Source organism: Dysgonomonas sp. BGC7 (genome assembly GCF_001261735.1).
In the GTDB taxonomy this organism is placed as follows: Bacteria; Bacteroidota; Bacteroidia; order Bacteroidales; family Dysgonomonadaceae; genus Dysgonomonas.
On record NZ_CVRP01000008.1, the window covers coordinates 41,974 to 57,752 of the forward strand.

Here is a 15,779-nt window from a genome sequence, read left to right on the forward strand (position 1 = left end):
TTTCTTATTTTGAGATCATAATGATATTTCCTTCTTCTTTGTACTGTAGGTTGAGCGCTACACAGATTAATTGTGCTATCACAGTTGTCGGTTCTTTGTCAAAAGTTACAGTCAATAGTCTGTTTTCTATTTCAGGACTTATTTCAATTCTCTTTTCTCCCTTTATATTCAGATTTATAACTTTCACTATATCAGTAAGCCGCTCTTCTTTAAAGTGCATTTGCCCCATATATTTATTGAAGATGTATGGATTTTCTGTCGGGGAAACGGATAACTGCCCTTTACTTATTTCTGCTGTTTCTCCTTTTTTTATTCTGAAACTTTTATTACTGCTTTTTATAGTGACCGATACTAATCCATGCTGTACTGATAAAGAGAAAATGTCTTTATTAGTGCAATTAACATTAAAAGCTGTTCCTAATACTTCTATTCGGACAGATTCTGTTTCTATAATAAAAGGCTGCTCGGGATTTCGTGCAATGTCGAAATAAGCATCGCCTTGTAAATATATTTGACGCTTATCTCCTTCAAACGATTTCGGATATTTCAATGAAGTTTCGGTGTTTAAGTAGACGATAGAGCCATCATTCAGCGTTTTTACTATTATCCCTGTCTCTTCATAATTTTGTAATGCCAACATTTCTTCGTCTCTGTTTTCTTTACTTAAGGCTATGTATAATCCTGAACAAAGAATACAAAGTACGGCAATAGCAGCAACCCATTTTAGAGAATAAGGAAGTCTCTTTTTCTGTACTTTTTCGTCCGGTAACAAGCTGTCTTGTTTCAGACGGCTATGAAGAGAGAGCCAGGCGTTATCTGTTTGTTTTTCTATTTTGTTTTTCGAAATCATAATCTGTATTTATAATACTCTACTTCTTTTCGTAATGTTTTTAGAGCTTTTGTTATTTCTGCTTCTACTGTTTTTATCGAGATAGAAAAAGAGTTGGCTATTTCTGTATATTTCATTCCATCGAAGCGGTGCATCTCAAATATTTGCTGTCTCCGTTTAGGCATTTTTTCGAGAGCTTTATTTATTATTGCGGCTAATTCCTCATATTCAATTTGCTCCGAGGGATTTAGAAAAGGCTCTTCTTTTTCGTTTATTATACTTTCTTCGTGACGTAGGCGGACATTCCTATGTTCAATATGTTGAAAGCATCGGTTGCGCACAGATACATATAGATAACTTTTTATAGATTTGAATATTCCCAGCGATTCACGATCGCGCCATAGGATATAGAATACATCCTGTACTATTTCTTCAGCTATCTCAGTCTGTTTTGTAATGCTAACAGCATAGAGGTGCAGAACGAAATAATGTTCTCGGAATAATTTTTCGAAGGTATTGACATTCCCATTCTTTATTTCTTTTGCTATTAGTATTTCATTCAACATAAAAGCAGGATATAGAATGTAAATAAGTATGATTCAAATGTATAAAAAGTTTTTATCAATCCGGCTATCGTTGCTTTTTTAGTTTGTCTATTGCTGATTCCAATGATTCTGTTGGAGGGATGATGTTATATCCTTCCCAAAAGTTTTCATCATAAAAGTCACCTACTTTGTCTGATAATATTTGAGTGGCTTTAAATACTAATTTATTAGGAATGGTAGATACATTTTGAATTTTACTATCTGTTACAACCATCTCTGATACCACTGTATATCCGGTAGAGAATAGCCTGCGTTTCCAATCGCATTTGAATCGGACCTCACTTTGTACATAATGTAAATAACTGCGTCCATCTCTTTCTCTGTATGATACAAGAAATGAAACCTCTTCGGGCTTGAAATGCATATTGAATGGTTTCTTTCTTAATATAGCTTGTGTTGCTTTATTCCGATCGTCCATGCTGAGTTTAAACTCAGCCCTTGAGAAGGTCAGTGTTTCCTGATCTATATATAAAGTGCCATAATGTAGAGGATAGGGTAAAACAACCTGAGGAACAAAACTCACCACATAATGTAGCTTTTCATCAATCATAACAGGCTTCTCCATTTTGAATTTATAGTGAGGAAGATTCTCTATGTTGAGTATCAGGTCGGGATTCTTTATTATATCTATATATATGGATAGATTAGGGCCTCCCTGTAGCTTTACGATCAGTGTATCTCCTTGTTTAGGGCTAAGAAGCGTTCTTCCCTTCGTTACCTGCACCCGGTCTTTATCTACATTATTTACATTGTAAGATGTTTTGTATATATCGACTACAGCTTCTGAGATATTGATAAAGCTACGTCTCTTTTTTACTGTTTCCCGATAGAAGCCTGTCAGAAGAGAGGCACTGGTGCTATAATTATCTCCTATTCTGCGAATAGCTTCTTCTACGAGCTTTTTGGGATCGGCAATTTCTACAACTACTTCTTTAAGTTTATTCGTATTTGCAGGTAAGAATACAGTTACATTCTCTATATCAGTTGCTCCTATGGGAATCCTGATCGTTGAATAACCAATATGAGAAACTTCGATGGAAACGGCGTGATAAGAGTTCTTTATCTTTATAGAAAATTCTCCATCGGCGTTAGCTATGGTACCGATATTACTCCCCGGAACGGTTACACTCGCATATTCTAGTTTCTTCTTTGTCCTTTCGTCTTTTATTGTTCCGCTTACAGTCTTGTAATCCGTTGTTTGTTGCCCATATACATAAAAGACACTTACAAATAAAGAAAAAACAAGCAACAGGCATCCTGTTTTGTTTAATATTGCTTTCATAATAATATTCTTAAGAAGTTGATAAATACGTTATCTATTATTATGATCGCTTAGCTGCAAAATACCCTATACTTTCTTCCCGTTTTAACAATAAATATAAATACCTCGCCAATTCATAGGTGAGGTATTTATATTTATAGAGTTAGAAATCTTTCTGAAAATAAAGATTCTTCTACTTATAATTTTTTCAATCCTTTAATCTGAGCTTTGTTTGTAACTGGCATTATACTAATAGCGTAACCTCCTCCCGGTGCCGATTTTTGTTTTAGTTTCGATTTGTTGGTCACTACTACTTTTCTTATTTCGTATGCCTGAGGGTTTGTTTTATAATGAGCGTCTTTTACGTCAGAATATATTGTTGCGATATATTGCTTATCCCCATCGAGGAAATCGAAAGTAACATTCGATTCAAACCCTTTTTCTCCTGCAACATTTCCTATAAACCAATTGTCTCCACCTTTGGCTTTACGTGCTATGGTAATATATTCTCCGGGTTCTGCTTCCAGATATTTACTTTCATCCCAGTCTATTGCCACATCTTTTATAAATTGGAAAGCATCTATAAAGCGTTCGTAGTGCTCGGGAAAGTCAGCAGCCATCTGCAACGGGCTGTACATGGTCACATATAAAGCCAGTTGATTGGCCAAAGTACTATTCACATGTGATTTATTATTCGGATTGATTTTCTCGATATCCATTTCGAATATTCCCGGAGTATAATCCATCGGGCCTCCTATAAGGCGGGTAAATGGCAATAATGTTACATGATTTGGCTTGCTGCCTCCGAATGCCTGATATTCAGTTCCACGGGCAGATTCGTTGGCAATAAGGTTAGGCCATGTGCGTGATATTCCTGTCGGGCGTGTAGCCTCATGCGCATTTACCATTATCTTATATTCCGCAGCCTTTTCTATAGCATACTGGTAGTGGTTGTTGAGCCATTGGCTATAGTGGTATTCTCCACGGGGTATCATGTTGCCTACATAACCACTTTTTACCGATGGATAGCCATTGTCTACCATAAACTGATATGCTTTGTCTAAATGCCTTTCGTAATTACGTACCGAACCAGACGTTTCGTGATGCATAATCATTTTCACTCCTTTGCTCTTTGCATAATCGCGTATTTCATTTACATTGAAATCGGGATAAGGCGTAAGAAAGTCGAATACATAGTCTTTCGAATTTCCGAACCAATCTTCCCAACCGATATTCCATCCTTCGACAAGCACACCATCAAAACCATGCTTTGACGCAAAGTCTATATACCGTTTTACGTTTTCGGTAGTTGCACCATGGCGCCCATGTGGTTTTACTTTTGTGTAGTCCGTTACATCGAGTTGCACACTAGGTAGATCGTAAGTATATGACCATTCGCTTTTTCCGGTAATCATTTCCCACCATACGCCAACATATTTAGTCGGCTTGATCCATGATGTATCTTCTATCTTGCAAGGATCGTTCAAGTTGAGTGTAATGTTGGAAGCTAATATATCACGAGCATCGTCACTTACTATTACGGTTCGCCATGGAGTATTGCATGGAGCTTGCATATTTCCTTTGTTCCCGTTTGCATCGGGTGTAAGCCATGACTCGAAAATGAAGTTTTTATCATCCAGATTCAGATGCATGCACGAATAGTTGATGAGTGCTGCTTCATGTATATTGATGTACAAGCCCTCATTTGTTTTCATCATTAGCGAAGTTTGCACTCCTGTGGGAGAGAATGGAGTTTGCGATGCATTTGGCGTAATGGCACTCTTCATCAATCCTCTTATCTCCGACAAATGAGAAGTAGTATAATCATATTCTTGAGTATCATAATCGCCCGGAATCCAATATGCAGTGTGATCTCCTGTCATAGCAAACTGAGTACGTTCTTCCTTAATTACAAAATAAATTAGATTTTTCTGCTGTGGAAATTCATAACGAAAACCGAGCCCGTCATCAAATAAACGAAAACGAATAACCATCAGTCTGTCTGTTCCCTGTTGGTGGAGGGTTACCGCAAGCTCGTTGTAATGATTGCGGATATTTTTGGTCTCACCCCATACGGGTTGCCATGTTTGGTCGAAGGAGATTTCTTTTGAATTGACCAGGTCAAAGTTGTCGTATAAGGATGTTTTGGGATCTTTGTTCTCTGATTTAATATCCATTTCTGCTCCAAATTCGATCTTTGTAGTATTACCTACAAGCTTCAATCCTAGTTTACTCGGCTTTATAACCTCTTTTCCTTTATAGTCTAACTTATATGTAGGGATACCTCCTTCTCCGACCGAAAAGGTCATAGAAAGATTACCATTGGGTGATTTCAGATTCTGTGCTGTTACCATAGTCGATAAAACACTTAAACACATGATAAGGATCAAATTCTTCATTTTTTTACTCTTTGTTTTTAACTAAAAAGTGACAAAAGTGACACATTTTATACTAATTTTTTTGTTACTTTTTGTATGTTCCTATTTCTCATAAAGCTCTATATATAGATAACTATTTGAGAATGATATTCACATTCTTTCTGTTGTCAGGAACTTTTACCCAGCATTCTTTTGTTGTATCGTTCCAAGACCATTCGAGAGAAGAGAACTCTGTGTTGAGTTTGCTTACTATAGCTTGTTCTTCTACTGCTTTTATGGCTTTTCCGTCTACAGAAACAGAAGTGGGTTTATTATCTATATGATATTTTAGAATAATATTCCGTTTTTCCGATTGTTTAAATCCTTTGTCGTTTGGAATAATCTCTGAGGTATATCCATCGTTTAGAGTTGTACAACTGAATTTTGTTTTTGAGTATACATCTTTCAGATAATCGAGATTCTCCCCTTGGTCTTCATACAACTCAAACGTTGCACTCTCGTCCTCGTAATTAGGAAATATGTGTACAAACAACGGATAATCTTTTTGCTCGTGGATGTATTGCATTACAGGCATCTGAGGAACTATAGAGCCTTTCTTTACGAAAATTGGTATTACACTCAGAGGCGCTCTGTATGCTATTCTTTGTCCTCCAAGATAAACGGTCTTTTTATCGTTGAAATCTATCCATTCTCCTTCCGGCAGATACACGCGTTTTACCCGTTCTCCTTTTTTCAGTACGGGTGCAACAAGAATTTCAGCACCGAATAAAAATTGGTCTTCTGTCTTTATGGCTTCTTCATCGTTAGGGTATTCCATAAACAGGCCTCTGGTAATAGGAAGACCTTTATCGTGTGCTATTCGCGAATAGGTGTACAAGTAAGGAAAAAGCTGATATTTCAGTTCTATAGCTGCTTTGCTGTTTTTCTCAGCAACGTCTCCGAACATCCACGGCTCTGCTGCATTATCCCCTTCGTGATGAGCACGACTGAGAGGATTGAATACTCCGAACTGCATCCAGCGGGTATATAGTTCTGCCATTGCCGGATAGTCGGTAATGTCGCCACAATAACCTGAAATATCTGTAGTCCAGAAAGGAATGCCGCCCAATCCCGCAGAAATACCTATTGCCACCTGATTTTGAAGTTGCCCCCAACCTTCGAGTACATCGTTACCATTGCCGCTGTCGCCTGTCCACCCAAAAGTGTAGCGTTGTAGTCCGGCGTAGGCAGCACGCGTCATTTGGAATACACGTTTATTGGGATTCCGTTTTTCGAACTGCTCTTTAACAACCCGATCCCATGTCAGTCCGTAAACGTTGTGAATCTCATCGTGCATTCCCAAATGATGCTGCATATTTAGTCTGTCGAGGTCTTCCTCGTTGCTCCATGCCGGTTCTCCCATATCTGTCCAAAAGCCGCTAGCTCCGTCATCTATCGGTTTTTGTTGCTGTGCACCCCACCAATCGGCTACTTCGGGTAGCGTGAAGTCTACTACTCCACAGTTTCCGCCCCATGGCCACGGCATGTCATAGGATTTGCCTGTGCGTACATCTTTTACCAAATAACCTAGCTTATCTGCTTCTTTCCATTGCTCTTTTGTAGCTTGCGATATTACAGGATCTTGCGAAAGAATCATTTTAAATCCTTGTTCTTTCAGTTTAGATAGCATAGCCTTCGGATTGGTATAATTACCTTTTCTCCAATTGAAATCCTGAAGTCCTTGTGTCCAGCCTATATCCTGATAAATGATATCGCAAGGTATCTGACGCTTGCGAAACTCGGCTGCGATTTCAAGAGCCTGACTTTCTTTTGTATAAAGTCCTCGACATTGAGAGAAGCCTAATGCCCATTTCGGAGGCATAATAGGTTTTCCTGTCAAGGCTATATATTGTTCCTGTATTTCTTTATAATCTTTTCCAAAAATGAAGTAGTAAACAAATTCTCCGTTCGGAGCTTCGAAAGAATAATATTCGTCAGACTCTGTTCCGAACTTGAACTCTGTTTTATAAGTGTTGTCGAGAAATATACCATAACGGTAGCTGCTCATAAAAAACGGGATGCTCTTGTATAGAGGGTCTTCTGTTGTACTGTAGCAAGGTTTGTCGCTGTTCCACATCTTGTATTCACGCCCCCGACGATTAAGAGGGCCTGTCTTTTCCCCCAATCCGAAAAACTGTTCGTCTTTGCGTAGTATCTTATATGCTTTTTTCGTTGAGCCATCGGAAGTATGTCCTATCTCTTTATAGTCACTGAATATCAGTTTTTGCCACTTGTCGAATATTTGTAACTGCATCGGGCTTTTGTTTAGGCGAATGCGCAGTTTGGAAGTATATATTTCATAACATGCAGGCTGTTCGTCTACATTTATTTTTCCTACATCTTCCAGATTCTCATTCACGACGGCAAAAGACTCGTTCCTGCGAGAAAATTTCCCCGCAGGGTCGAACCATACTTTGATAACCGAACTACTTTTTATATCCAATGATAGTTTGCTGCCATCGCTGCCATTGAAAACGATTTTGCTGTCATCCTGCGTATAGGATAGACATTCTTTACTCTTGTCAGCTACGTTTGCAAGCAGACTTAGCGGAATAAGCAAAAATATTATTATATATATTCTCATCTTTTATTTACCTTTTTTCTTAATACCCTAATATTCGATAACCAGCATATCCCAGTATTTTAGTTGGGGTAGAGTCAGAGATAATTCATTTCCTGTCTGGGTAAAATCTAGAGTTTGAGTTACACCTCCGTTTATGTCAGGTGATGCTACCCATACACGAGAAACAGTCTTTGTTACTACTATTTTTACTCCTGCTTCGTTTATAGGAGACGCTTCCTGCTGTGTACCATTGGTATCGCGCCATTCCATAGAATTAGCATTTGTGAAATTGATAAGGTGTATTACGTCTTTGTTTGCAAACGTCTTTCCTGTAACAGCTATATTTCCTTTGTCGGCAGGCCAGTTGTTTATAGAAAGTTTACCATCGCTAGACTGTACATTGAATGCAGAAGGGTTACCTCCATCTCGTAATATGTTTTGATAAGCTACCAAAAAATCATAATATGAGATCAGTGCCTTTTTTAACTCCGATTTCATTTGTAAATTAGAATTCGGAAAGTATTCATTAGCCAGATAATGTTCTCCTACCTCAAGATGAGCTCCTCCAAAAGCAAATATTACAGCATTGGTGAGTAATATGCCCGGAGCATTGACGAAGCCATAGCCACTCGATTTTGCATAGTTCATATATGCGGCTAGTACTGTACTCTTAGTGTTGTTACTGTATGTATTATTGTTCAGAATAACCTGAGCAAGATCTTCATAAGTCTTACTTTCGTCCCATACTTCGGTATAAAGGAAGTCTACATCAGAAGTTCCGATATTATTTTGTCCGTATTGGCTTACAGCATTCATTACAAGTCTTTTGTCAGGGTTTTCCTGCTTCATGGCAGTAATGAATGGTTTGTATGTATCTTCGAGTTTTACGACATTACCGCTGTAATCATATACTGTCCCTCTGTTGCCAAGTTGGTCGATATGGTATCCGTCGAAGTTGAAAACTCTGTACACATCTTTGTTTCGTTGAGCCAGATAGTTCTGCCATTCGCTATTGCCCGGATTGGTAAGGTAGATACTACTACGAAAAGGAGGATCGAGATGATGATTGTCTTTCTCGGAATGATTCGCATCTTTATATATATACCATTCATCTTTTACTCCATCAGATGAGGCATTGCTAAGTGCTCCGAATGCAAGATTATAAAACATCGTTTTCATTCCCTTATTATGAGCTGCGTCTATATATCCTTTTACTGTGCTCAGATAATTGGTTCTGCCAATAAGGTCAGGCCATGAAGCGAGAGGATTGTCTGCTGTGCCTGCCAGCGGTCTTTGATGATCGTACATCCAGTCGTAGAATTGAACCCCATTTATATGATAACGATTCATTACATCAATGTTTTTTGCCATTTGCGCATCTGTCATTTTTCCGTATGAAGAAAGGAATCCGTAGCGGGGAAACTTCTTCCAATCAGAAGATACATCGACAGCGATACTATGATAGATTTTTTCTTTCCCGTCTACTATTTCATAAATGTCTATCAAATAACCTTTATAGTCTTCATTTGGTGTTGTCCAGCTCCATGATGTTCCGCCAAGATTTTCTTCTTTCAATACCTGTCCTAAGTGTGAATAACGGACTTTGGGATTGCTACCCGGCTTATTCTTTAGGGAAAAAGATACGGTTTCACCGGGTTTATAGACAGCCTTATCTGTATTCAGATCTATACTCAGGTATGTGTCTCCGTATGTAACGGGATCTTTTTTTGTGTCATAATAGTCTTCACAGGATGAGAGTAAAAACAGGCACAGCCCTATTATGAAGAAGTTATATATTTTTCTCATGATACATTCTTTTATCTCTGCATATTATCCTGAATCAGGAAAATCAATTCCCCATTCAGGGTACAGAAGTTATTTTATATTTTTTTTATTATAACAGTTTCTTTTAATTGATCCAGTTCGATACTATATGTTCCTGCGGTCTCTATTTTCCATTTATTGTCAAGGCCTGCTCCCGGATTGCTGAAAACCATCTGCTGCACATCATCGCTTGGTGCTTTATTGGCTTCGGTGGCAGTAAACCAAGCTCCGTTCCAGTCGCTTTTCTTATCGCAGGTAAACTTCAGTTCTCCGGTTTTTAATGCTCCTGTCCATGTAAATACATGAGGATTGGAGGTGGCTGTCATCGGGGTCGAGTTACCTATATCCCACCCGTTAGGAGTAGCTTCTCCCACAAGGTAAATCATCGCGAATGGGGTGAAAGGAACAATATCTATTTTCATGAGGCGTGTATCCAGAGAAATCTTATATATGCCTCCTGAGATATCCCATTTGTAATCATTTTCTCCACCGGGTTTTTCATTCTCAGACCATTTTACCACATCCAGATTTGTTCCTGCCGGAGTTTTGTCAATTGCTGGTCTGAGGAATACTACGCTTGCATCGAAATCTGCTTTTGTCGCTATTTTAAATTCTCCTCCTGCCGAAAGATCTGCATTGTAATGAAATACGTATGGATCTAATGCGTCTACTGTCATTGCCTTAAAGCTCCATCCCGAAGGATTACCTACAAACCATAGTTCGGTATACTCTGGCCCGGCACCTTTTTCTATATGGAAAGCAAGAGTTATAATGTTTAGAGTTATCTTGTAACTTCCTCCTTCTGTAATTTCGAATTGTTCATCATAAGGATCATCCCCATTTTCGCGGAAATACAATTTAGAATTGTCTGCACCTTTGTTGTATGATGGAGTAAATTCTCCCAATGTTGTGATAAACTTAAATTTACCGGGAGTTAGTTTACCTGTCCATGTAAAGCCGCCCGGAGCGCTTGTTACTTTAGTCAGTGGTGTTGCATTATCTGCACTCCATCCGTTAGGCGTTGCATCTCCTATCAGATACAAAGCTTTCGATACAGGTTTGTAAGTTGTCACTTTTATTATTACAGGGGCTGATATTTCGGGTTTTACATTGTCGTTATATATGGTTGCAGTTACACGAGCCTCTAACTCTACACTATTCCCGGCCTCTTGTCCAAAAGTATTTAGTAGCAGGTTATTAAATTCCTCCATCTTATATGTTTGAGAGAAGATGTTTCGCCCTAAGTCTATAGATACAGGATCTGCAAAATTGTTCCCTTTTATATCCAGTTCGAAAAGATAAGTTATAGCCGCATTCGTTCCCTGATTAGATCCGGTTGTCCAATCGAATGAGATCGCATTATTCTCAGGATTCAGTACATCCAGAGTTACTTCGTTTTTATCTGCTTTTATGGCAAGAGGTTCACTCCCCTTGTTGAGTTCCATATTGTCTTCATCTGTACAAGATGAGAGAAACAGAGGCAGAGACAGTAGCAGCCCGAATATTAATTTATATATCGTATTCATAGTTGGTCTTTTTTAGTAGCCTGTATTTTGGCTAAGGTTATGATTAGAATCTATCTCTTTTTGTGGAATCGGGAATAATAAATGTTTCTTCGAAGCATTTACTTTTCCGATGGAATGGAGAAAATTGAGAGCATATTGTCCGCCTTCCCAACGAATCATATCGAACCAGCGATGACCTTCGAAAGCAAGTTCTATACGACGCTCATGCCTTATTTTGTCGCGCATCTCTATTTGGGTAAGCCCTTCTACATCTGTACGATCTGTGAGCCCTGCTCTCTTACGTACTTGATATAGCGGCTCTTCTGCATCTTCGGTGCTTCCTAATTCGTTAAGAGCTTCTGCCCACATAAGTAATACATCTGCATACCTGAGAACGACAATGCTAGCCGAATTGGTATTATAATCGGGAGATATAGACAATGGTACTAAAAATTTGCGTACATTGTATCCTGTGCCCGACATGGTTTTCTTATAAGCTTTTCCATCGAATGGGGGGCAGCCCTCATATAAGACCGTTTTCTCTTTACGCAAATCACCATATTCATACCCACCTATAAACTCTTGAGTAGGTTGGTTCCATCCGTAACCTCCACCTACCCATCCTGTTCCGCGTGGTCCCATATATGTACTTAACCAACAAGCCTGATTTGTATCATCCCAAAAGCCTGCTTTTGTCAGTCCCAGATACTGTACTTCGAAAAGTGATTCGGCTGTGTTTTTGTTAACTTTTTCTCCTCCGAAACACAAACTGTAGTCGCTATTAAGGGTATAACCTAAGCTTTCTACCAGCTTACACATTTCTATACAGTCGCTATATTTGCCTAAAGTAAGATATACTTTTGCCAGCATTCCGGCCGCAGCTCCTTTCGAGGCTCTGCCTTTATCGTTGTCGCCATATTCTTCACGTGTAGGTAGCAGGCTGATCGCGTCTTTCAAGTCGGGAATAATGACTTCGTTGTATATTCTGTTTTTGTCTGTTCGTACAGGTTTTAGATCATCACCGGGTTTGGCAGGAGTTAGGCTGAGAGGTACATCTCCGAATAATTGTACGAGGATGAAGTAGTAGTGAGCACGAAGAAACTTGGCCTCTCCGATACATCTGTTTTTTATTTTTTCTGATATATTTAGCCCCGGAACGCTTTCCAATACCGTGTTGCAATAAAGAATACCCGGATTCGGGCCTCGCCATATATCAAGAGCAGCAGCATTGTCTGTTCCTGTTATAAAGTTTGCCAACTGTACTGTCTCTATACCGTCCTGACCACCTCCGGCTCCTACTTCGCTGTTTCCGGCGACTATGTCGAGTGTCCACATACGCATGTTGTATAGCTTCGGGCGCTGCAAAGGCTGATAAGCTCCGTTGGTAAGGGCAATGGCTACAGCTTCGTCTTTTATAACTTCGGCACTCGGGTCTTCGTAAGAAGTCTTGTCCAGAAAGTCTGAACATGAGCCGAAGATTGTAGCTATGGAAAATAATCCTATATATAATATTTTCTTCATAATGATAATTTTTTCGGGTAGATTAGAAATTGAGATTTACTCCAAAACTTATTGTGCGGGTAAGAGGATATGTGCTTAAGTCTACTCCGTCTACATTTACCTCAGGATCAAATCCTGAATACTTGGTGAGAGTAAATAAGTTTTGACATGAAACATAGAGTCGGGCATTATTTATAAATGCTTTGCGTGAGATTGCTTGGGGTAGGGTATAACCTAATGTCAGATTTTTTAGGCGGATGTATGATCCGTCTTCAATAAAGCGAGTCGAAATTCGGCTGTTTTGGTTAGGATCGCTGAATACTGCACGTGGTACACTATTGCTGGTCCCTTCCCCAGTCCAACGGTCTAATACTTTTACAGTCTGATTTTCTACAATAGACATACTTTCCTGCCACATTTTGTTTGCATTCAATATGTCGTTTCCTGCTACTCCTTGAAAGAATATTTGTAGATCGAAATTCTTGTATGCAAAACTATTATTGATAGAGAAAGTCCATTCCGGTGTAGGGTTACCTATAAAGGTGCGGTCGTTATCATTTATTACGCCATTGTTATCAAGGTCTTTGAATCTTATATCTCCCGGTGATGTGCTTTTAGCCGGATCGCTACCTTGAAACTGGTATGCATAGTTATTAACCTCATTCCAGTTCTGAAACAGTCCGTCTGTTACATAGCCATAGAAAGAACCGATAGGCTGTCCGTTTACATTTACTTTACTGAAAGTGGACAGATTGATTTCTCTGAAATACATTGGAGCTCCACCATTAAGCTCTTCTACTTTATTTTTGTTGAAAGAAACATTCATGTCTGTATTCCATTCAAATGCGCCTCTTATATTTTGCGATGAAATGGTTAATTCCCATCCTGTGTTTTTTACCTTTCCTGCATTAATTTTAGGAACTTCGATGTCTGAATAACCTGTTGTTATAGGAACTGCCATTTTTACAAGCATGTCAGTTGTCTTTTTTATATAAGTGTCGAATGTAACGTTGATGCGTTGTTTCAATAGACTGAAATCGACTCCTATATTGCTTTGCTTCACCGTTTCCCATTTGATGTCAGGGCTAGGCATTATAAACGGATATAGGGTTGATACGGCTGTACCTCCAAATACATATTGTCCTGTTTTCAGACGGGTAATGTGTGCATACTCGTCCAAATCATTCTGATTACCTGTTACTCCATATCCGGCTCTCAGCTTGATGTCTCCTACAATATTATTCTTTTTATAAAAAGATTCTTCCGAGATACGCCATGCGGCAGAGAATGAAGGGAATGTTCCCCAACGATTCTTTTTTGCTATACGCGAAGTTCCGTCTCTACGAACAGTTGCTGTCAGTAAATATTTGTTGTCGAATGTATAGTTTGCTCTACCCATAAACGATAACAGAGCCCAGTCTTTCATTGTTCCCCCAGCCAGAGGGTCTAACAATCCATTGTTCAACTGGTTGTTCGAATCGGTAAGAAATTCTTTCTTACTTGCTGTCATATTATTGTATACATTGTTTTGGGCACTTGATCCTACCATCAGGTTGAGGCTGTGCTTTTCGTTGAATGTATCCATATAGGTGAGTGTATTATCCCACAGATAAGTAAGGCTTTTGTGAGATTCTTCATATAGTTCTGAGCGTGGAGAAGCTATCGGTTTCCATTCATATTTAGGATAGAAATTTCTTTTATCCCAAAATTTGAAATCAATACCTCCCAAAGACTTGAATATTAGTTTGTCGAAAAGGCTTATTTCAGCATATACATTGCCCAGTACATTATAACCTTTGGTTTGTTCTTTATTGATAGTTGCAGTTCCTATAGGGTTGCGCAGATCTCCATACCATTTCCCTTCCGATCCGGGTCCGCTATATGTTCCATCTTCTTCTACGATGGATTGAGTAGGTAATGCAGCCATTGTTTCGCGTACATTGAACGACCCTTTCCTTTTTGTATCATGGCTAAGTGTGAGATTGTTACCCAGTTTAAGCCATGGACGCAATTTTGTTTCACTATTCATCTGCACAGTATAGCGTTTGTATGATGTGTTGATGATGATACCATCCTGATTGAGTACACCCGCAGATACATAATAGTTACTCTTGTCGGTTCCTCCCGAGTAGGATGCTGTATAGTTTTGCATAGCGGCAGTTCTGAAAAGCGCATCCATCCAGTCGGTGCCCTTACCTAGTTCAGTTGGGTCAGCAAAATCAGGACGTTGTGCTTGTCCATTATTCTTCATCATTTCGTTGTGCAATGAAGCGAACTGTGATGCGTTCAGCATTTCAGGAACACTCGTTACATGCTGAATTCCATAATTTGCGCCGAATGAAATAGTACCATCACCTGATTTCCCCTTTTTAGTGGTAATAAGGATTACTCCGTTTGCTCCTCTCGATCCATAAATTGCTGTAGCTGATGCATCTTTCAGAATGTCTATTGTCTCTACATCGTTTTGATTCAATGCGCTTAAAGACAGGTCGGTAGGTACTCCGTCTATTACCAGTAGCGGATCGCTGCTATTGATTGTGCCTGTACCTCTGATGCGGAATGTAACGTTGCTTCCCGGTTCTCCGGAATTTACAACCTGTACTCCGGCAGCCCGTCCTTGCATAGCCTCTCCAATATTAGCTACAGGCTTATCCTGCATAGCTTTAGCTCCTACCGAAGAAACAGAGCCTGTGAGGTCACTCTTTTTCATCACACCATAACCTATTACCACTATTTCATCCAACATCTTGGAATTTTCTTTCAGTGTGATCTGAAAGTTAGAAGCTGAGACAACAGATAATTCTTGAGAGATAAAACCAATATATGAAACTACAATGGTCGAATTTATAGGAACGTCTAATACAAATTTCCCGTCCACGTCCGTAACAGTACCTATTGTTGTGTTTTTTACAACCACAGAAGCCCCGATGACGGAAAGTCCGCTTTCATCTAATATTGTACCTGTGATTTTTTTCTGATCCTGAGCCAGGAGATTCAGGTGAAACAGCAAGCATGCGAATATTATACATATACGATACAGGCATGTCTTAAATTTTTCATTTGTCATGGTATCCAATTTAAAATTAAGTAATACAGATTTATAGTGAGGCTTTAACAAGTTGGAAGACTTTTTAACCTACGCTCACAAAAATATTCTACATCTCAAAGAAGAAAAACTCTATATAGAGAAAATATAGATATTGTTTTTGCTTAATTGTTTTATTATGTGGTTATTATGTGCTTTGCAGGCGCTTTAAAAAGTGGACTGAGTATAT

Annotated in this window: 9 protein-coding genes; all 9 read right to left on the minus strand. The window is 39.1% G+C overall.

Annotated elements, in window-relative coordinates; genetic code table 11:
• Positions 1-4 precede the first annotated feature (4 nt).
• Positions 5-850 carry a FecR family protein gene (locus BGC7_RS08275; protein WP_050701116.1) on the minus strand — a complete coding sequence of 282 codons (846 nt, stop codon included), beginning with the start codon at positions 848-850 and terminating at the stop codon, positions 5-7.
• Complete coding sequence (locus tag BGC7_RS08280) at positions 847-1,395, minus strand: RNA polymerase sigma-70 factor (protein WP_050701117.1); 549 nt, start codon at positions 1,393-1,395, stop codon at positions 847-849. Before BGC7_RS08280 ends, BGC7_RS08275 begins: the two co-directional genes overlap by 4 nt.
• A gap of 64 nt (positions 1,396-1,459) precedes the next feature.
• Positions 1,460-2,716: a carboxypeptidase-like regulatory domain-containing protein gene (locus tag BGC7_RS08285; RefSeq protein ID WP_050701118.1), complete on the minus strand. Its 1,257-nt coding sequence runs from the start codon at positions 2,714-2,716 to the stop codon at positions 1,460-1,462.
• 176 nt (positions 2,717-2,892) lie between these two features.
• Positions 2,893-5,094: a glycoside hydrolase family 97 protein gene (locus tag BGC7_RS08290; protein WP_050701119.1), complete on the minus strand. Its 2,202-nt coding sequence runs from the start codon at positions 5,092-5,094 to the stop codon at positions 2,893-2,895.
• 112 nt (positions 5,095-5,206) lie between these two features.
• The gene (locus tag BGC7_RS08295) at positions 5,207-7,696 is read right to left on the minus strand and encodes a glycoside hydrolase family 31 protein (protein ID WP_050701120.1); all 2,490 of its coding nucleotides are present in this window, start codon (positions 7,694-7,696) and stop codon (positions 5,207-5,209) included.
• Positions 7,697-7,723: 27 nt separating this feature from the next.
• The gene (locus tag BGC7_RS08300; RefSeq protein WP_050701121.1) at positions 7,724-9,481 is read right to left on the minus strand and encodes an endo-dextranase; all 1,758 of its coding nucleotides are present in this window, start codon (positions 9,479-9,481) and stop codon (positions 7,724-7,726) included.
• Positions 9,482-9,555: 74 nt separating this feature from the next.
• Positions 9,556-11,025, minus strand: coding sequence for a SusE domain-containing protein (locus tag BGC7_RS08305; protein ID WP_050701122.1), 1,470 nt, complete (start codon positions 11,023-11,025; stop codon positions 9,556-9,558).
• A 12-nt stretch (positions 11,026-11,037) separates the two neighbouring features.
• On the minus strand, positions 11,038-12,525 hold the full coding sequence (locus BGC7_RS08310) for a RagB/SusD family nutrient uptake outer membrane protein (protein WP_050701123.1): 1,488 nt from the start codon (positions 12,523-12,525) through the stop codon (positions 11,038-11,040).
• A 22-nt stretch (positions 12,526-12,547) separates the two neighbouring features.
• Positions 12,548-15,571 carry a SusC/RagA family TonB-linked outer membrane protein gene (locus BGC7_RS08315; RefSeq protein ID WP_050701124.1) on the minus strand — a complete coding sequence of 1,008 codons (3,024 nt, stop codon included), beginning with the start codon at positions 15,569-15,571 and terminating at the stop codon, positions 12,548-12,550.
• Positions 15,572-15,779: the final 208 nt, after the last annotated feature.

Bases quoted from the DNA above. Each gene is read 5' to 3' on its own strand.
- BGC7_RS08275 (WP_050701116.1), bottom strand. From the start codon at position 850: ATGATTTCGAAAAACAAAATAGAAAAACAAACAGATAACGCCTGGCTC.
- BGC7_RS08280 (WP_050701117.1), bottom strand. From the start codon at position 1,395: ATGTTGAATGAAATACTAATAGCAAAAGAAATAAAGAATGGGAATGTC.
- BGC7_RS08285 (WP_050701118.1), bottom strand. From the start codon at position 2,716: ATGAAAGCAATATTAAACAAAACAGGATGCCTGTTGCTTGTTTTTTCT.
- BGC7_RS08290 (WP_050701119.1), bottom strand. From the start codon at position 5,094: ATGAAGAATTTGATCCTTATCATGTGTTTAAGTGTTTTATCGACTATG.
- BGC7_RS08295 (WP_050701120.1), bottom strand. From the start codon at position 7,696: ATGAGAATATATATAATAATATTTTTGCTTATTCCGCTAAGTCTGCTT.
- BGC7_RS08300 (WP_050701121.1), bottom strand. From the start codon at position 9,481: ATGAGAAAAATATATAACTTCTTCATAATAGGGCTGTGCCTGTTTTTA.
- BGC7_RS08305 (WP_050701122.1), bottom strand. From the start codon at position 11,025: ATGAATACGATATATAAATTAATATTCGGGCTGCTACTGTCTCTGCCT.
- BGC7_RS08310 (WP_050701123.1), bottom strand. From the start codon at position 12,525: ATGAAGAAAATATTATATATAGGATTATTTTCCATAGCTACAATCTTC.
- BGC7_RS08315 (WP_050701124.1), bottom strand. From the start codon at position 15,571: ATGACAAATGAAAAATTTAAGACATGCCTGTATCGTATATGTATAATA.